Origin of the sequence: Streptomyces sp. NPDC052396 (genome assembly GCF_044593195.1) — a bacterium.
In the GTDB taxonomy this organism is placed as follows: Bacteria; Actinomycetota; Actinomycetes; order Streptomycetales; family Streptomycetaceae; genus Streptomyces.
This window is the reverse complement of record NZ_JBIUAW010000011.1, coordinates 21,810-39,077: the sequence shown is the minus strand read 5'-3', so window position 1 is coordinate 39,077 and position 17,268 is coordinate 21,810. Positions and strand designations below refer to the sequence as shown.

13 protein-coding genes and 1 pseudogene are annotated in these 17,268 nt (G+C 74.8%); 8 read left to right on the top strand and 6 right to left on the bottom strand.

Features of this window, described 5'->3' with window-relative positions:
- Window positions 1-5: 5 nt before the first annotated feature.
- Complete coding sequence (locus ACIHFE_RS26385) at window positions 6-1,160, top strand: ROK family transcriptional regulator (protein ID WP_400110278.1); 1,155 nt, start codon at window positions 6-8, stop codon at window positions 1,158-1,160.
- Between the two features lie 120 nt (window positions 1,161-1,280).
- Here ACIHFE_RS26385 and ACIHFE_RS26380 read toward each other — a convergent pair whose 3' ends face one another.
- Window positions 1,281-2,030 carry a GntR family transcriptional regulator gene (locus ACIHFE_RS26380; protein WP_400110276.1) on the bottom strand — a complete coding sequence of 250 codons (750 nt, stop codon included), beginning with the start codon at window positions 2,028-2,030 and terminating at the stop codon, window positions 1,281-1,283.
- Between the two features lie 171 nt (window positions 2,031-2,201).
- Window positions 2,202-3,083 (bottom strand): RNA polymerase sigma-70 factor, encoded by an 882-nt coding sequence (locus ACIHFE_RS26375; RefSeq protein ID WP_400110275.1) that lies wholly within the window; start codon window positions 3,081-3,083, stop codon window positions 2,202-2,204.
- Between the two features lie 140 nt (window positions 3,084-3,223).
- Here ACIHFE_RS26375 and ACIHFE_RS26370 point away from each other — a divergent pair, with 140 nt between their 5' ends.
- Window positions 3,224-4,060: an alpha/beta fold hydrolase gene (locus ACIHFE_RS26370; RefSeq protein WP_400110273.1), complete on the top strand. Its 837-nt coding sequence runs from the start codon at window positions 3,224-3,226 to the stop codon at window positions 4,058-4,060.
- 453 nt (window positions 4,061-4,513) lie between these two features.
- On the opposite strand, the pseudogene ACIHFE_RS26365 reads toward ACIHFE_RS26370, so the two are convergent.
- Window positions 4,514-4,924, bottom strand: a pseudogene (locus ACIHFE_RS26365) (EamA family transporter); the annotation flags it as partial.
- Between the two features lie 47 nt (window positions 4,925-4,971).
- On the opposite strand from ACIHFE_RS26365, the gene ACIHFE_RS26360 reads away from it, so the two are divergent.
- The 5 genes from ACIHFE_RS26360 to ACIHFE_RS26340 all read left to right on the top strand — a co-directional run bounded on the left by ACIHFE_RS26360 (window position 4,972) and on the right by ACIHFE_RS26340 (window position 11,970).
- Window positions 4,972-6,408 carry a PLP-dependent aminotransferase family protein gene (locus tag ACIHFE_RS26360; protein WP_400110271.1) on the top strand — a complete coding sequence of 479 codons (1,437 nt, stop codon included), beginning with the start codon at window positions 4,972-4,974 and terminating at the stop codon, window positions 6,406-6,408.
- A gap of 137 nt (window positions 6,409-6,545) precedes the next feature.
- Complete coding sequence (locus ACIHFE_RS26355) at window positions 6,546-7,904, top strand: dihydrolipoyl dehydrogenase family protein (protein ID WP_400110269.1); 1,359 nt, start codon at window positions 6,546-6,548, stop codon at window positions 7,902-7,904.
- Between the two features lie 88 nt (window positions 7,905-7,992).
- Complete coding sequence (locus tag ACIHFE_RS26350; protein ID WP_400110267.1) at window positions 7,993-9,336, top strand: GNAT family N-acetyltransferase; 1,344 nt, start codon at window positions 7,993-7,995, stop codon at window positions 9,334-9,336.
- Window positions 9,337-9,385: 49 nt separating this feature from the next.
- Window positions 9,386-11,074, top strand: a complete 1,689-nt coding sequence (locus tag ACIHFE_RS26345; RefSeq protein WP_400110266.1) for a DUF885 domain-containing protein — start codon at window positions 9,386-9,388, stop codon at window positions 11,072-11,074.
- A gap of 23 nt (window positions 11,075-11,097) precedes the next feature.
- Complete coding sequence (locus ACIHFE_RS26340) at window positions 11,098-11,970, top strand: ATP-grasp domain-containing protein (protein WP_400110264.1); 873 nt, start codon at window positions 11,098-11,100, stop codon at window positions 11,968-11,970.
- Between the two features lie 40 nt (window positions 11,971-12,010).
- On the opposite strand, the gene ACIHFE_RS26335 is transcribed toward ACIHFE_RS26340, so the two are convergent.
- The gene (locus tag ACIHFE_RS26335) at window positions 12,011-12,490 is read right to left on the bottom strand and encodes a rhodanese-like domain-containing protein (protein WP_400110262.1); all 480 of its coding nucleotides are present in this window, start codon (window positions 12,488-12,490) and stop codon (window positions 12,011-12,013) included.
- A 94-nt stretch (window positions 12,491-12,584) separates the two neighbouring features.
- Between ACIHFE_RS26335 and ACIHFE_RS26330 the strand changes: the two genes are divergently transcribed.
- Window positions 12,585-13,076, top strand: a complete 492-nt coding sequence (locus ACIHFE_RS26330; RefSeq protein WP_400110260.1) for an Lrp/AsnC family transcriptional regulator — start codon at window positions 12,585-12,587, stop codon at window positions 13,074-13,076.
- Here the strand turns inward: ACIHFE_RS26330 and ACIHFE_RS26325 are convergent.
- Both ACIHFE_RS26325 and ACIHFE_RS26320 read right to left on the bottom strand, forming a co-directional pair.
- The gene (locus ACIHFE_RS26325) at window positions 13,021-16,062 is read right to left on the bottom strand and encodes an AAA family ATPase (RefSeq protein WP_400110258.1); all 3,042 of its coding nucleotides are present in this window, start codon (window positions 16,060-16,062) and stop codon (window positions 13,021-13,023) included. The two genes, ACIHFE_RS26330 and ACIHFE_RS26325, sit on opposite strands and share 56 nt — an antisense overlap.
- A complete protein-coding gene (locus tag ACIHFE_RS26320) occupies window positions 16,059-17,216 on the bottom strand; it encodes an exonuclease SbcCD subunit D (protein ID WP_400110256.1) in 1,158 nt (385 codons plus the stop codon). The genes ACIHFE_RS26325 and ACIHFE_RS26320 overlap by 4 nt, the downstream gene beginning before the upstream one ends.
- Window positions 17,217-17,268 lie beyond the last annotated feature (52 nt).

Below are 17,268 nucleotides of genomic sequence, written 5' to 3'. Positions count from 1 at the left end.
CGGCCTTGGGGCGGCTCACCGGCGGGGACCCCTCCCTGCTGCGGCGAATAAACTCGGCCGTGGTGCTGCACGCACTGCGCGCCTCCGCGTCTCCCACGCTCAGCGAACTGGTCAGGGCGACCGGCCTGTCCCGGCCCACCGTGGAGGGCGTGGTCGAGGGTCTGATCGCCGGCGGTCTGGTGGCCGAGGCGACCGTGGACGAGGGCGCCACCCGGCGCCAGGGCCGTCCTGCGCGGAGGTTCCGCTTCCGGGTGGAGGCAGGCCATCTGCTGGGCATCGAGATCGGGCCGCACCGCATCGCGGTGCTGCTGGCCGACCTCAGCGGCCGGATCCTGGGCGCCGAGTCGGCCGAGGTCGCCGAGTCGGCCCCGGCCGAACAGCGGCTGGAGCAGGTCCACAGCGCCGTCACCACCCTGCTGGAACGCGCCGGGGTGGCCTGCGGTTCGCTGCGCGCGGTCGGGGTGGCCACCCCCGGCATCGTGGAGGCGGACGGCACGGTACGGCTGGGCACCGCGCTACCGGGCTGGACCGGACTGCCGCTGGGCGAGCGGCTGCGCTCCGCCTTCCGCTGCCCGGTACTGGTGGAGAACGACGCCAACGCGGCCGCCGTGGCCGAGCATTGGAAGGGCGCGGCCACCGGCTCCGAGGATGTGGTCTTTGTACTGGCCGGGCTGAGCCCGGGGGCCGGTTCGCTGATCGGCGGCCGGCTGCACCGGGGCTCCGGCGGGGCGGCGGGCGAGATCGGCGCCCTGCACCTGCTGGGCCGGGAGGCCACCCCGGAGGAGGTGCTGTCCACCACCGGTGAACCACTGCACCCGCTGGACGAGGCACAGGTGGCGCGGGTCTTCACCCGGGCCGGGGCGGGTGACGAGCGGGCCACGGCCGCGGTGCGGCGCTATCTCCGGCGGCTGGTGCACGATGTGGCGGCGCTGGTGCTGGCGCTGGACCCGGAACTGGTGGTGGTCGGCGGCTGGGCGGCGGGCCTGCCCGGACTGCTGCACCCCCTGCGCACCGAACTGGCCCGCTACTGCCTGCGGCCACCGCGGGTGGTCCAGTCACTGCTGGGCGACTCCGCGGTGGCCACCGGCGCGCTGCGACTGGCCCTGGACCACCTGGAAGAGGAAATCTTCGCGGTCGACGGCACGGTGAGCACCCCGTAAGGGGCGCGGGGCAGCTGTGTCATGCGGCTCCGCCGCGTGGGCGCGACCAGCCACCGACAACCCGCACCGGAAACGCCAACAGAAGCACCCCGGACCGCCGATGGCGCGGCCCAAAGGCCGTCAGCCCGCCAGCACCGGCACCGCTTCGGCCCCGGTGTCACCAAAAGTGAGCCGACAGGTGTCCGCCCGATATGTGGCCACCGCCACCGCCGCGGTACGCCCGGCCGCGAAGTACCGGGTGGTGACCAGGAGTACGGGCGCACCCGGCAGCCGGTCCAGCTGCTTGGCGTCGTCGGCCCGGGCCGAGCCCAGCTCCACCGCCTGGTCCTGGCCGTCCGGGTGGAGGTCCTCCAGCTCGCGCAGCACCAGCCGGGCGCGGGCGGCTCCGGGGAGCGTCTCGGAGCCGGCGAGCGCGGGCACGCTCCCGGCGGGGACATAGAGCAACTCGGCGGCCACCGGCTGGCCGTGGGACTTGCGGATGCGGCGCACCACCTGCACGGTCTCGCCGGGAGCGGTGCCCAGCAGCCGGGCCACGGCAGCGGGCGGGAGGGCCTCGTCGGCGTCCACCGGCTGCCAGCCGTCGGCCGCGGTACCGGGGCGGCCGTGTTCGGACTCACCGACCGCGACGCCCATCCGGGGCGGGGCCACGGTGGTACCGACGCCACGGCGCCGCTGGAGGCGGCCCTCCAGCTCCAGTTGCTCCAGGGCCTGGCGCAGGGTGGCCCGGGCCACGCCGAAACGCGCCGCGAGCTCACGCTCGTTGGGCAGGATCTCGCCGACCGCGAACTCGGAGTCGAGCGCGTCGCTGAGCACGGTCTTCAGGTGCCAGTACTTCGGTTCCGGCGCCGTTTCCAGCTGCGTGGTCCCCACCCTCACCCTCCGCAAAGGCTTTTCGCGTGCTTCTTTATTAAAGGTTGTTGCAGTATGCCTGTGACCATAGGACGGTGTGCCCACTTGGTCAAGACCAATGCGGGCGCATGGTGACGGGGTTGTGGGGGGGCGTTCTGTACAACACCCCAACAGCCGGTGGTTTTCGTCCGGTTACGGCAGGATGTTGCGAACCTTGTCCGGATTGCGCACCACAGAGATTTCGGCCACCCGGCCGTCGCGGACCTCCAGGGTGACCACGGAGTCCAGCCGCCCGTCCAGCAACACCAGCAGCGCGGGGCCCGCGTTGACCTCCGCCGGGCGGATCTCGGCCGCCGCCGTCTGCCCGGCGACCCCCAGGACGAAGCGGGCCACCTTGTCCGCGCTCTCCACGGGCCGCAGGGCCGCCCTGACCTTGCCGCCGCCGTCGCTGACCAACCGCACATCGGGCGCCAGCAGTTCCAGCAGATCCTCCAGGCTGCCGCCGGTGGCCGCGGCCAGGAACCGCTCGGTCAGCGCGCGCCGTTGGCCCGGTTCCACATCGAAACGCCTTCTGCGCTCCTCGACATGCCGGCGGGCCCGTCCCGCGAGCTGCCGCACGGCCGCCTCCGAACGCCCCAGGGTGGCGGCGATCTCCTGGTACGGGAAGCCGAACGCCTCCCGGAGCACAAACACCGCGCGCTCCAGCGGCGAGAGCGACTCCAGGACCACCAGCACCGCCACCGAGACCGTGTCGGCCAGCACGGCCCGCTGCTCGGTGTCCGGCGCCCCGGGCCCGAAGTCGGTGAGCACCGGCTCCGGCAGCCATGGCCCGACATAGGACTCGCGCCGCGTCTGCAACTGGCGCAGCCGGTCGATGGCCAGGCGGGTGGTGATGCGCACCAGATAGCCACGGGCGTCGCGGACTTCCGTCCGGTCGGCTCCGGACCAGCGCAGCCATGCCTCCTGGACCACGTCCTCCGCGTCCGCGACCCGCCCCAGCATCCGGTAGGCCACACCGGTCAGGGTGGAGCGCTGCTCCTCGAAGGTCTCCAGAAGGTCAGGTCCGCTTGTCACCCGCCCATCCCAGCCGACCGCCAGGCCGTTTGTCCAGGTGAGCCGGGCGGTCCGGAGCGGTCGCGCAGCGGGTCTACCTATCGGTAACCGTTGCTGACATCCTGTCTCAATAAGCCGTACGCGGATGACCGGGAGTGCCCATGGCCCAGGCCCAGAACATTTCCTTCCCCATCGACACCCGCTCCGGGCCCCGCACCGCCGAGGTGGTCTGCCAACGGCGGGGCTCGGGCGAGCCATTGGTGCTGCTGCACGGCATCGGCCACCACCTCCAGGCCTGGGACCCGGTGGCCGGCCTCCTCGCCGCCGAGCGCGAGGTGATCGCCATCGACCTGCCCGGCTTCGGCCGCTCCCCCGCGCTGCCCGAGGGGACGGCCTACGACCTGCCGGGCACCGCCGCGGCCCTGCGCTCCCTGTTCGAGGCCCTGGGCCTGGACCGTCCGCATGTGGCGGGCAACTCGCTCGGCGGGCTGCTGGCCCTGCAGTTGGGGCACGAGAAGCTGGTGCGGTCGGTCACCGCGCTGTCTCCGGCCGGCTTCTGGACCGAGGCGGAGCGCCGCTACGCGTTCACCGTGCTGCGCGGGCTCCGCGTCGGCGCCCGCACCCTGCCGCCCCGGGCCGTGGACCGGATCGCCCGGTCCGCCGCCGGGCGGACGGCGCTCTCCGGCGCCATCTACGCCCGGCCCGGGCGCCGTTCAGCCGAGGCGGTGGTCGCCGAGACCCGGGCGATGCGCGAGGCCACCGGCTTTGAGTCCGTCATCGGCGCCGGCCGGTCGGTGCTCTTTATGCACGACATCACCGAACTGCCCGTCACCATCGCCTGGGGCAGCCGGGACCGGGTGCTGCTGCGCCGCCAGGGCATCCGCGCCAAGCAGGTGATCCCGGGCGCCCGCCTGGTCAGACTGCCCGGCTGCGGCCATGTCCCGATGAACGACGATCCGGCGCTGGTGGCCCGGGTCATCCTGGACACCTCGCGCTGACCGGCAGCCGGCCGTCACTCCCGCCGCCACCAGCAGCGCACCGGCCGCCTGGGCGAGCCCCAGCCCGCCCGCCCCAGCGAGCGGGGCGGTCACCGCGGCGGCGACCGGGATCAGACCGGAACAGAGCGTCACCCGCTCGGTGCCGGCCCGGGCCATCCCCCGGTACCACAGCACAAATCCCACCGCGGTGACCACCGCCGCCTGCCAGACCAGCGCGGCGGCCTCCACGGCGGTGGGGGTGCGCAGCGCCCCGGTGCCGTCCAGCACCCAGCCCAGCACCAGCGCCTCCACCGCCGCCGCCCCACACACCGCGACCGTCAACACCTTTGGTCCCAGCGGCCGCAGCACCGGGCCGGCCAGCACCGCGAAGCCGACCTCGCCGGCCAGCGCCCCCGCCGACCACAGCAGCCCGGCGGCGTCCGTCCGCCCCCAGCCCTGCACCACCCCGGCGCCCAGCGCCACCAGCGCCGACCCGGCCACCGCCGCCGGCGCGGGCCGCCGGCCGCGCAGCACCGGCATCAGCACCGCCACCACCACCGGCGCACAGCCCACCAGCACCCCGGGCACGGCGGGTTCGGCGGTGCGTTCCGCGGACAGCACCGCGAAGTTGAACCCCACCATGCCCAGCGCGGCCAGCACCCCGATGCGCACCCACTGGTCCGCGCCCAGCGCCCGCAGCGCCCGGACCCCCGGCCGCCCCGCCGAGGGGAGCAGCAGCAGTCCGGCCAGGGCGTAGCGCAGCGCCTGGCCGCCCGCGAACGGGTAGCCGGCCAGCAGCGAGTTGACGGTGAAGGACCCGCCGACCAGGACACAGGCCAGGGCGGCGGGCGGGATGCCGGGGACGGCGATGGAAGAACGTTTCACGGGGCCGACCCTAGGAGCGCGGGCGGTCCCCCTTAGGGTCCAATCCCATGGGTGATACGAGGACCAATCCGCCGCCGGGCCATGGCTGGACCGCCGCCTGGGAGCTGCTGCTGCCCGCCGCAGGCGCGCCGGCGCGCCGCCGGGGGCACACCCTGTGCGCGGCGCTGCGGGTGGCGGTGCGGTCCGGGCGGCTGGCACCGGGCACCCGGCTCCCGCCCAGCCGGGAACTGGCCCGCGATCTGGGGGTGTCCAGGGGCCTGATCACCTCGGCCTATGAACAGCTCACCGCCGAGGGCTATCTCAAGTCCACGCGGGGTGCGGGCACTTGGGTGGGCGGCGCGATCCAGGCACCGGCGCCTGCCGCACCGGAGAATCCGGCGCCGGATCACCTCCTGGCCGACTTCCGGCCCGGCACCCCCGACCTGGCGCTCTTTCCCCGCACCGCCTGGTCGGCGGCCCAGCGGCGGGCGCTGACCCGGCTGCCCCACCACGCCCTGGGCTACCCGGACCCCCGCGGCCTGCCCGAACTGCGCGCGGAACTGGCCGCGTTGCTGGCCCGGCGGCGGGGCGTGGCCGTCGACCCCGGGCGGATCGTGGTGTGTTCCGGTGTGGCCCAGGCGCTGACCCTGCTGGGCCTGGTGCTGGCCGGCCGCCAACGCGGCCGCCCGCTGATCGCGGTGGAGAATCCCGGCAGTCCGGAACACGAGCCGCTGTTCACCTCCATCGGGTGCGCCGTGCGGCGGGTGCCGGTGGACGCGGAGGGCATGGACCCCGCCGCCCTGGCGGCCTCCGGAGCCCGGGCCGCCGTCCTCACCCCGGCCCACCAGTTCCCCACCGGAATCGCCTACTCCGCACACCGCCGGGCCGCTCTGCTCCACTGGGCCCGCACCACCGGCGCCCTGCTCGTCGAGGACGACTACGACGGCGACTTCCGCTACGACCGGCAGCCCATCGGCGCCCTCCAGGGCCTGGACCCGGAGCACGTCGCCTACACCGGCTCGGTGAGCAAGTCGCTCGCCCCCGCCCTGCGGCTGGGCTGGCTGGTGCCGCCGGAGTCGTACGCCGGGGAAGTGGTGGCCCGCAAGCGCACCATGGACATGGGCCATCCGGTGCTCGACCAGGCCCTGCTGGCCGAATTCACCGCCCGCGGCGACCTCGACCGCCAGCTGCGCCGCTGCCAGCGCGCCTACCGAGAGCGGCGGGACGCCCTGCTGGCCGCACTGGACCGGGAGTTCCCCGGCGCCGAGGTGACCGGGGTGGCGGCCGGCCTGCACGCGGTGGTCCGCCTGCCGCGCCGCTACGGCCCCCAGCCCCGCTTCCTGGCCCGGGCCACCGCGCACCGCATCGCGCTCCGCCCCCTGTCCGACTATGGGGCGGCGGTGCCCGGCGACGGCGGGGTGCACCTGGTGCTGGGCTACGCACACCTGCCGCCCGCCCGCCTCATGGACTCCCTCCACCTGCTGCGCCGGGCCACCCGCCCCTGACGTTCCCCGTGGGCGGGTGGGATCCCTGCGCCCCGAAGGTGCGTGCCCACCCACCGGCGGACGCGCGTCGCACTGCCGCAACCCCACACGCCCTGGCAGGGTGGAGCAGATCCCCCGAGAGACAGAGGTGCACTGTCATGACCGAACAGGTGGACGTCGTCGTCATCGGCATGGGCCCCGGCGGCGAACAAGTGGCCGGCCGCCTCGCCGAAGCCGGCCTGAACGTGGTCGCCGTGGAAGCCGAACTGGTCGGCGGCGAGTGCCCGTACTGGGCCTGTGTGCCCAGCAAGATGATGATCCGGGCCGGAAACCTGCTGGCCGAGGCCCGCCGCGTGCCCGGCATGGCCGGCACCGCCCAGGTCACCGCCGACTGGGCACCGGTCGCGGCCCGTATCCGGGACGATGCCACCGACGACTGGAACGACCGGGTCGCCGCGGACCGTTTCACCGGCAAAGGCGGCCGCCTGGTCCGCGGCCTGGGCCGGCTGGACGGCCCGTCCCGGGTGGCGGTCGGCGAGCAGACCTTCGAGGCCCGGCACGGGGTGGTGATCGCCACCGGCAGCCGGCCGCAGATCCCCCCGGTGCCGGGCCTGGCCGAGGTGCCGTACTGGACCAACCGGGACGCCATCGCCGCCAAGGAACCCCCGCGCTCGCTGCTGGTGCTCGGCGGCGGCGCGGTCGGAGTGGAACTCGCCCAGGTCTACGCCCGGTTCGGCACCCAGATCACCGTGGTGGAGGCAATGGACGGCCTGCTGCCCGCCGAGGAGCCGGAGGCCGGCGCGCTGCTGGCCGAGGTGCTGGGACGGGAGGGCCTCGCCCTGCGCACCGGGGCGAGGGCCGTCCAAGTCCGGCACGACGGTGATGAGTTCGGCCTGACACTGGAGAACGGCGAGGAACTGATCGCCCAGCGGCTCCTGGTGGCCACCGGCCGCCGCGCCCATCTGGCCGGCCTCGGCCTGGAGACCGTGGGGCTGGACCCGGCGGCACGCACCCTGCCCACCGACGGCCACCTGCTGGTCGCCCCCGGCCTGTGGGCGGTGGGCGATGTGACCGGGCATGGAGCGTTCACCCATGTCGCCATGTACGAGGCGGAGATCGTCTGCCGGGCGGTGCTGGGCGAGCCGGGCCCGCCCGCCGACTACCGGGCGCTGCCCCGGGTGACCTTCACCGACCCGGAGGTGGGCGCGGTGGGCCTGACCGAGCGGCAGGCCCGGGAGAAGGGGCTGCGGGTGCGCACCGGCCTGTCCCGGCTGCCCGCCTCGGCACGCGGCTGGATCCACAAGGCGGGCAACGAGGGCCTGTACAAGCTGGTGGCGGACGAGGACCGGGGCGTGCTGCTGGGGGCGACCGCCGTGGGGCCGGCGGGCGGCGAGGTGCTCTACGGCCTGGCGGTGGCGGTGCAGGCGGAGGTGCCGGTCGAGTCCCTGCGCCATATGATCTACGCCTATCCCACCTTCCACCGGGGCGTGGAGGACGCCCTGCGCGACCTGGGCTGAGCCGGCCGGAAGGACGCGAAAGCGGCCTTTACCCGTCGGACACAGAACGTTCGTGATCACGCAACACCCTTTGGCCAGGGTGGTCCATATGACCGACGAGACCCCGGCGAAGAGCTCCCGGCGCCCGCACCACTGGCGACATGATCTGACGGAACTGGCCGCCCTGTTCACCGCCGTGGCCACCGCCGACTGCGTGGCCAACGCGGTGGGCCACGGTCCCGACGGCCCGCTGCTGCTGACCGGCTCGGCGGCGGCCCTGCTCGCCACCACCGCCTTCCACACCTGGTGGGCCCGGCGCCGGCGCACCGGCCCCCCGGCCGCCGATCTGCCGCCGGCCCCGTCCGGCACCGGCCCCTCCGCCACCGCACTGTGGCGGATGCGCACCACCGTGCGCGATGAACCGGGCAGCCTGGCCGAGCTCTGCCTGGCGCTGGCCGCCCGGGGCGTGGACATCCTCGCCCTGCAGACTCATCCGCTCGCCCAGGGCACCGTGGACGAACTGCTGCTGCGCGCCCCCGGCGCGCTGAGCCCCGCCGAGCTGGCCCTGGCCGCCACCGAGGGCGGCGGCAGCGAGACCTGGCTGGAGCGGGCGGACGCCCATGACCTGGTGGACGCCCCCACCCGCGCCCTGTCCCTGGCCACCCGGGCCGCCCTGGACGCCGCCGAACTCCCGCTGGCCCTGCGCCAGTTGCTGGGCCGCTGCACCATCCGTTCGACCCCTGCCCCGGAGCGGGAGGTCCCGGCGGAGGGCGTGTGGGAGGACACCGTGCTGCGGCTGCGCGACCCCTCCGGCGGCTCCATCACCATCGAGCGGGCGTATCTGCCGTTCACCCCGGCCGAGTTCGCCCGCGCCCGGGCCCTGGTGGAGCTGGACGCCCGGCTGGGGCCCCGGATGCCCCGGCGCAGCGATGTGCTCACCCTGCCGGAGGGCAATGAGATCACCGTCCGGCGCGCGGACACCGGTGACCTGGAGGCGGCCCGCCGGATGCACCAGCGCTGCTCCCGGGCCACCCTGGCGCTGCGCTACCACGGACCGGTGCAGGACACCCAGGCCGCCGACCGCTATCTGCGGCACCTGCTCAGCCCGCGCTTCGGCCGCACCCTGGCCGCCTACACGGCCTCCGGCCGGCTGGTCGGGCTGGGCCACCTGCTGTGGGACGGCGAGGAGACCGAGGTGGCGCTGCTGGTGGAGGACGCCTGGCAGCGGCGCGGGGTGGGCGGCGAACTGCTGGCCCGGCTGGTGGGCATGGCGCGGGAAGCGGGCTGCGAGAGCGTCTACGCGGTCACCCGGGCCTCCAACACCGGCATGGTGGCGGCCATGCGCGCCCTGGACCTGCCCCTGGACTACCAGATCGAGGAGGGCACCCTGGTGGTCACCGCCCGGCTCGCGGGCGCCCGGGTCACCTCGGGGGCGCACGCCCGGGACAACTAGGGGCTGGATCCCGATGACGGAACGGCCTCCGGCATACGAGGATGAGCGCATGCCGAACACCACCAGTGCCCCGCTGCCCCGCCAGGTCGCCGACTCCTATGTCGACGCGCTGATCGAACTCGACCCCATCACCGGCACCTACCTGGGCGTGGCCGCCAGTTCACCCCGCCTGCCGGACTTCTCGCCGGCCGGCCAGGAGGCCCTCACCGAGCTGGCGCGCGACGCCCTGCGGCGGCTGGCCGAGGCCGAGGGCAGAGCCGGCGCGGACAGCGGCATCGAGCGGCGCTGCGCCCGGCTGCTGCGCGAGCGGCTGACCGCGGAGCTGGCGGTGCACGAGGCGGACGAGCCGCTGCGGGCGATCGGCAATATGCACTCGCCGCTGCACGCGGTGCGTGAGGTCTTCACCATCACGCCCACCGCCACCACCGAGGACTGGTCGGCGGTCGCCGCCCGGCTGCGGGCGGTTCCGGCGGCCCTGGAGGGCTGGCGGTCCTCGCTGGCGCTGGGGCTGGAGCGGGGCCTGCTCGGCGGTCCGCGCCAAGTGGCCACGGTGCTGGAGCAGTTGGCGGAGTGGATCGGCACCGGCGGAGGCTGGTTCGCCGACTTCGCCGCCGAGGGCCCCGAGGAGCTGCGCACCGAGCTGGCCGGGGCCGCCGCCCTGGCCACCGGCGCCCTGGTCACGGTGCGCGACTGGCTGCGGGATGTCTACACCCCGGCCGTGGCCGGCGCCCCGGAGGTCGTGGGCCGGGAGCGGTACGCCCGCTGGGCCCGCTACTGGAACGGCACCGACCTCGATCTGGAAGAGGCATACGCCTATGGCTGGGCCGAGTTCCACCGCATCCTGGGCGAGATGCGCCAGGAGGCCGAGAAGGTCCTGCCGGGCGCCCGCACTCCCTGGGAGGCGCTGGCCCATCTGGATGTCCACGGCCGGCACATCGAGGGCGTGGAGGAGGTCCGCGACTGGCTGCAGGGGCTGATGGACGAGGCCATCAAGGCGCTGGACGGCACCCACTTCGAACTGGCCGAGCGGCTCAAGCGGGTGGAGTCCAGGATCGCCCCGCCCGGCAGCGCCGCCGCCCCCTACTACACCGCGCCCTCGGAGGACTTCTCCCGGCCCGGCCGCACCTGGCTGCCCATCGTGGGCGGGCAGACCCGCTTCCCGGAGTACGACCTGGTCTCCACCTGGTACCACGAGGGGGTGCCCGGCCACCATCTGCAACTGGCCCAGTGGACCCATGTCGCCGACCGTCTCTCCCGTTACCAGGCCACGGTGGGCATGGTCAGCGCCAATGCCGAGGGCTGGGCGCTATATGCGGAACGGCTGATGGACGAACTGGGCTTCCTCTCCGATCCGGAGCGGCGGCTGGGCTATCTGGACGCCCAGATGATGCGTTCGGTGCGGGTGATCATCGACATCGGAATGCACCTGGAGCTGGAGATCCCCCAGGACTCGCCCTTCCACCCGGGCGAGCGCTGGACCCCGGCGCTGGCCCAGGAGTTCTTCGGGCTGCACAGCAGCCGCCAGGCCGACTTCGTGGAGAGCGAGCTGGTGCGCTATCTGAGCATGCCGGGCCAGGCGATCGGCTACAAGCTGGGCGAGCGCGCCTGGCTGACCGGCCGGGAGGCGGCCCGCCGGGCCCGGGGCGAGGACTTCGACCTCAAGGCATGGCACATGGCGGCGCTCTCCCAGGGCGCACTGGGTCTGGACGACCTGGTGGCCGAGCTCTCGGCGCTCTGAGTCCGGTACGGGGGCATCAGCACATGGACACTCCGCTGGTCATCTTCTGCCGGGATCCGCTCAACTCCCGGCGCGCCGACGGGCACTTCGCCGAGGAGGCCCGGGCCGCGCGGCAGGCCGGGCTGCGGGTGGCGCTGCTGGACCATGACGCGCTGCTCGCCGGGCGGGCGGCGGCCGCGGTATCGGCGGTGCCACCGGACGCGGGGGCGGCCTGGTACCGGGGCTGGATGGTGCCCGCCGGGCGCTATGCCGAGCTGGCCGGGGCGCTGGCCGCCCTCGGGGTGTCCTTGCTGACCTCGCCGGAGTCCTACCGCCGGGCCCATGAACTGCCCGGCTGGTATGGGACCTTCGCCGAGCTCACCCCGCGCAGTGTCTGGCTGCCCGCCGAGCCGGGCACGGCCCCGGCCGGCGGGACGCTGGCCGCCGCGGCGGCCGGGCTGGGTGCGGGCCCGGCGATCGTCAAGGACTATGTGAAGTCCCGCAAACACGAGTGGGATACAGCCTGTTATGTCCCGTCTCTGTCTGATACCGCCCGGCTTTCGGCGGTGGTCGGAAGGTTTGTGGAGTTGCAGGAGGAGTTCCTGACGGGCGGTGTGGTGATACGGGCCTTTGAGCGCTTCCGCCCGTCCGGGGAAGCCCGGGTGTGGTGGGTGGACGGGGTGCCGGTCCTGACCACCGCGCACCCAGACAGCCCCGGACTGCTGCCCGCCGAGCCTTCGTTGGCCGAGGTGGGCCGGGCCGTGGCCGCCCTGGGGTGCCGTTTTGTCACCACAGATCTGGCGCTGCGCGAGGACGGCGCATGGCGTGTGGTGGAGGTCGGTGACGGGCAGGTCAGCGATCTGCCACGGGGAGTGGATCCGGGGGCGCTGCTGGGCGCCCTCGCCGGGGCCGGGTGACGGCCGGGGGTGAAACGGCCGTCGGCTGTCGCGGAGTTGGTCAGCAGCCGCAGTCCCCTTCCGCCGGCGCCGTCAGCACGTCCACCGGCAGCCGCCGCTCACCCTCCCAGGTTTCCACCGTGAACCCCTCGCGGATCCAGTACTCGATGCCGCCCAGCATCTCCTTGACCCGGTAGCCGAGCCGCGCCAGCGCCAGGGCCGCTCTGGTCGCCCCGTCACAGCCGGGGCCCCAGCAGTAGACGACCACCGGCACCGCCGGGTCCAGCAACTGGCCGGCCTGCTCGGGGATCAGGGCGGTGGGCAGGTGCACCGCGCCGGGCACATGGCCCTGGTCCCAGCCCTGGGTGGAGCGTGAGTCCACCACCGCGAAGCCCGGCCGGCCGGCGGCCAGCGCGGCGTGCACATCGGAGACATCGGTATGGAAGGCCAACCGCGCCGCGAAGTAGGCGGCGGCCTCGGCGGGTTCGGCGGGGGCCACGGCGAGAACGCCGGAAGGAACGGTGGCGGTGTGTGCTGTCATAACGGAAAACCTATGTGCCACCGGCCCGGCAGGGAACGGGAAATCCCGGGTAAACATCTTGTGGCACCGGGGAATCCCCTGCTAGACATCGTTTATGACCGCTCATTCCCCTGACGCCACCGACTGGCGGATACTCGAGGCCCTGCAGAGCAACGGCCGTGCGGGCTACGCCGAGTTGGCCCGGATGGTGAACATGTCCGCGAGCGCGGTGACCGAGCGGGTGCGCAGGCTGGAGGAGGCGGGCGTCATCAGCGGCTACTCCGCGGTGGTGGACCCGGAGAAGCTGGGCATGCCGGTGCTCGCCTTCATCCGGCTGCGCTACCCCAATGGCAACTACAAGCCCTTCCACGACCTGCTGGGGCAGACGCCGGAGGCCCTGGAGGCGCACCATGTCACCGGCGACGACTGCTTTGTCATCAAGGTCACGGCCGGTTCGATGCGCCATCTCGAGGAGGTGGCAGGCCGGTTCGGGGCGCTGGGCTCGGTGACCACCAGCGTGGTGTACTCCTCGCCGCTGCCGCGCCGGGCGCTCAGCTGTCCGTGCCCGCCGTCCGCTGCCGTACCACCGAGCCGGAACGCTCCTTGACCACCTGGAGCCGGGCCGGGATGCGGCGGCGCAGGTCGGCCACATGGCTGACGATGCCCACCGCCCGGTCCCGTTCCCGCAGCGAGTCCAGCACGTCCAGCACCTCGTCCAGGGTCTCCTCGTCCAGGCTGCCGAAGCCCTCGTCGATGAAGAGGGTGTCCAGCCGCATTCCGCCGGCCTCGTCGGTGACCACATCGGCCAGCCCCAGGGCCAGGGCGAGCGAGGCGAAGAAGGTCTCCCCGCCGGAGAGCGTGGCGGTGTCGCGTTCCCGGCCGGTCCAGGCGTCGATCACATGCAGGCCCAGTCCGGAGCGTCCGCGCCCGCCGGTGCGGGCGTCGGAGTGCACCAGGGTGTAGCGGCCGGAGGACATCCGCTGCAGCCGGGCGCCGGCCGCGGCGGCCACCTGCTCCAGCCGGGCGGCCAGCACATAGGACTCCAGGCGCATCTTCCGCTCGTTGTGCGCCGAGGTGCCGGCGGCCAGCGCGGCCAGCGCGGCCACCCGGTGGTGCTCGGCACGCAGCGGGGCGAGCCGGCGGGCGTCGGCGAGGGCCTCGGCGGACAGCCGGTCCAGTTCCGCACAGCGGGTTTCGGCGGCGGCCTGGCGGGTGGTGGCCGCGCGCAGTGCCCGGTCCGCGGTGTCGGCCGCCGCCCGGGCGGCTTCCGGGTCGGCGGCCGGGCGCCCGGCCGCCTCGGCCACCGCCGCCTCGGCCAGTTCGGCGGCCACCGCGGCCTCCTCGCTGCCCCAGGCGTCCAGCCGTTCCCGCAGTTCCCGCTGCCGGTCGGCGCCCAGCAGGGCCCGCGCGGCCGACTCGGGGGTGTCGAATCCGGCCCGGTAGGCCGCTTCGGCCAGCCGGGCGTCGGCGGTCTTGAGCCGGTCGGCCGTCGTCTGCGCGGTGCGTACCGCCTCTGCGGCCCGGCTCAGCAGGGCCGCCCGCCGCTCCAGCAGCTCCGCCCGGGCCGCCACCGAGGCGGCCCCGCCGCGGGCCCGCGCCACCTCGGCCTCCAGCGCGCGGCGCTCGCTCTCCAGGTTCTCCCGCCGTGAGGTGCGGGCGGCAACGCGCAGCCGGGCCTGCTGCTCGTCCGCGCGCCGCCGCTCGTACTCCCGCTCGGCGGCGGCCAGCGCCTCCCGGGCCGGGTGCAGTCCGGCGGCGGCCTGCCGGGCCCGGTCCAGCGCATCCGCCAACTCGGCGGCCCGCGCGGCCAGTTCGGCGACCGGGGCGGTGCCCGCGCTCGCGGTGGCGGCGGCGAGTTCCTCGCGTACCGGGGTCAGCCGCCGGGCCGCCTCCTCGCGCAGCGCGTCGGCGCGCTCATAGGCGGCCAGCGCGGCCTCCTCGGCCGCACGGTCCACCCGGCCGTCCCCGGCCCGGGCCTTCCCGGGGTGTTCGATGCCGCCGCACACCGGGCACGGCTCGCCCGGCGCCAGATCGGCGGCCAGTTCGGCGGCGATGTCGCGCAGCCGGAGGTCCTTGAGCTCCAGCCAGTGTTCCCGGGCGGCCGCCGCCTCCTCCCGGGCCCGCAGCGACTCGGCCTCGGCCGCTTCGGCCCGTACGGTGAGGGTGTCGCGCTGCCGGGCGGCGGTCAGCTGCCGCTGTGCCGTCTCGGCCTGTGCGCCGAGCCGTTCGGCCGGCGCGGCGGCCTCCTGGGCCTGCTCCACCCGCCGCTGCCGGGTGCGTCGCTCCTCCTCCCAGCCGCGCAGCCACTCGGTGTGTTCGGTGAGGATGTCCTCGTCGGCCTCCGCCTCGCGCTCCAGTGCGGCGATCTCGGCGGTGAGCCCCAGGGCCCGTTCCTCGGCCCGGCGGGCGGCCGACAGCGAGCCCAGTTCCTCGCGCGACGCCCGTTCCAGGGCGGCGAGTTGTTCGCCGCCGGCCTCCCGGTGCTCCGGCGGGAGTGCCGCGCGCAGCCGGCGTTCCTCCTCGGCCGCCGTGTGGTGGGCCCGTTCGGCCTCCTGGTGGAGTTCCAGCGCGGGGGCCACCGAGTCGGCGGCCCGGGCCACCGCCAGCAGCCGGCTCGTCCGCTCCCGCTCCTCGCGCCGGTCGCGCAGCGCCTCGGCGCGTCGCTCGGCCATGGCGTGCCGGCGCTGGAGACGGGCCAGTTCCCCCGCGGCCTCGGCGGTCCGCCGGGCCGCGTCCTGGCGCCGCTCGGCCGCGCGCACCTCGGCGCGGGCGATGTCCCGGCGTTCCCGGGCGCCGCTGCGGGCCAGGGCCGCCCACTGGAGCACCGCCTCGGCCAGGCCGGGGTCGCCGGGGGCCAGCGGCTCGCGGGCGCCGTCCGCGGTGGCGGGCTCGGGCACACCGATCCCGGGCAGCGCCGGGTCGGCGGCGGCCTGCCGCATCCGGTGGCCGAGCGCCAGCAGCCCTTCGTCGCCGGTGCGCACCCGGGCCTCGCCGGTGCGGCGCAGCTCGGCCAGCCGGGCCTCCACCGCGGCGAACCGCCCGGTGCCGAAGAGCTTGCCGAGCAGTTCGCCCCGGGCGGTGTCCGCGGCACGCAGGAACCGGGCGAAGTCGCCCTGCGGCAGCAGCACCACCTGGCAGAACTGCTCCCGGCTCATGCCCAGCAGCTGCCGGATCTCCTCGCCGATCTCCTGGTGGGAGCGGCTGAGCCCGCGCCACTGGCCGTCCAGAGCTCGCTCACGCAGCTCGCTGTGCGCCCGTTCCCTGGTGAATCCGCCGCCGCGCCGTTTGGGCCGGAGCTGTTCGGGACGCCGGGTGATCTCCAGGTGCCGCCCGGCCAGGGTGAGTTCGAGGACGACCTGGGTGCGGGTGTCCGGTGCGGCGTGGTCGCTGCGCAGGGCCGGGCCGTTGCCCTGGCGGGCGCCGGGCACATCGCCGTAGAGGGCGTAGCAGACGGCGTCCAGTACCGAGGTCTTGCCGGCGCCGGTGGGTCCGTGCAGCAGGAAGAGCCCGGCGGCGGAGAGCTGTCCGAAGTCGATGCGCTGGGTGCCGCCGAAGGGTCCGAAGGCGGTGATCTCCAGCCGGTGCAGCCTCATCGGTCCGCCTCCTCGCCGATCCGTACCCGCTCCAGGGCGGCGGCCAGCACGGTCCGTTCGTCCTGGTCCGGGCCGCGGCCGGCGCGTACATGGGCCACGAAGTCCTCGGTGATCTGCTGGTCGGTGCGGCCGCGCAGCCGTCCGGCGTAGGAGGCCGTACGGTCCTCGGGCGCGCGCTCGGGATCGAAGACCAGGCTGAGTATGTGCGGGAAGCGGCGGGTGAGCCGGGCCATGGGTTCCGCCGGGCGGACCGGGTCGGTGAGGGTGGCCTCGATCCAGGAGCCGGTGTGCCGGTCGTGCTCCGGTACGGTCAGCAGGTCCTCCAGGCGGCCGCGCAGCCGGGCGAGCGGGCGGGGCACCGGGCAGTCCAGGCGTTCGGCGGTGACCGAGCCGTCGGCGGCCAGGTCGACCAGCCACATGGTCTTGCGGTGGTGGGTCTCCGAGAAGGAGTAGGCGAGCGGTGAACCGGAGTAGCGCACCCGCTCGTTGACCGTCTGGCAGCCGTGCAGATGTCCCAGCGCGGTGTAGTGCGCCCCCTCGAAGGTCTCCGGGGGGACGGCGGCGACGCCGCCGACCGCGATGTCGCGTTCGCTGTCGCTGGGCGTGCCGCCGGCCACAAAGGCATGGGCGAGGACCACGGCGCGGGTGCCGGGCGGCCGTTGGGCCAGGTCGGCCCGTACCCGGTCCATGGCGGCGGCCAGCACGGCGGCATGGCCGGTGCCGTGGGCGCCCAACTCCTCGCGTACCAGGGCGGGTTCGAGGTAGGGCAGGCCATAGCAGGCGACCTGGCCATGGGCGTCGGAGAGCAGGACGGGCAGCGCGCAGCCCGCGGGGTCGGTGCGCAGGTGTATGCCGGCCCGGTCGATCAGGCCGGCGCCCACGCCCAGCCGGCGGGCGGAGTCATGGTTGCCGGAGATCATCACGGTGGGCACACCGAGTCCGGCCAACCGGTGCAGGGTCCGGTCGAACAGCTCGACGGCGGACAGCGGCGGCACGGCGCGGTCATAGATGTCCCCGGCGACCAGGACGGCGTCCACGCGATGCTCGCGCACGGTGTGCACCAGGTGGTCGAGGAAGGCGCGCTGGGCGTCCAGCAGGCTCACCCGGTGGAAGGACCGGCCCAGATGCCAGTCGGAGGTGTGCAGCAGTCTCACCGGAGGGCACCGTCCCGCATGTTCTCCGCCTCTCGCCGCTCGGTGTGCACGC

Excerpts from the sequence above, each read along its gene's own strand:
- ACIHFE_RS26370 (WP_400110273.1), top strand. The coding sequence starts at position 3,224 with ATGGCCCAGGCCCAGAACATTTCCTTCCCCATCGACACCCGCTCCGGG.
- ACIHFE_RS26360 (WP_400110271.1), top strand. The coding sequence starts at position 4,972 with ATGGGTGATACGAGGACCAATCCGCCGCCGGGCCATGGCTGGACCGCC.
- ACIHFE_RS26355 (WP_400110269.1), top strand. The coding sequence starts at position 6,546 with ATGACCGAACAGGTGGACGTCGTCGTCATCGGCATGGGCCCCGGCGGC.
- ACIHFE_RS26350 (WP_400110267.1), top strand. The coding sequence starts at position 7,993 with ATGACCGACGAGACCCCGGCGAAGAGCTCCCGGCGCCCGCACCACTGG.
- ACIHFE_RS26345 (WP_400110266.1), top strand. The coding sequence starts at position 9,386 with ATGCCGAACACCACCAGTGCCCCGCTGCCCCGCCAGGTCGCCGACTCC.
- ACIHFE_RS26340 (WP_400110264.1), top strand. The coding sequence starts at position 11,098 with ATGGACACTCCGCTGGTCATCTTCTGCCGGGATCCGCTCAACTCCCGG.
- ACIHFE_RS26335 (WP_400110262.1), bottom strand. The coding sequence starts at position 12,490 with ATGACAGCACACACCGCCACCGTTCCTTCCGGCGTTCTCGCCGTGGCC.
- ACIHFE_RS26330 (WP_400110260.1), top strand. The coding sequence starts at position 12,585 with ATGACCGCTCATTCCCCTGACGCCACCGACTGGCGGATACTCGAGGCC.
- ACIHFE_RS26325 (WP_400110258.1), bottom strand. The coding sequence starts at position 16,062 with ATGAGGCTGCACCGGCTGGAGATCACCGCCTTCGGACCCTTCGGCGGC.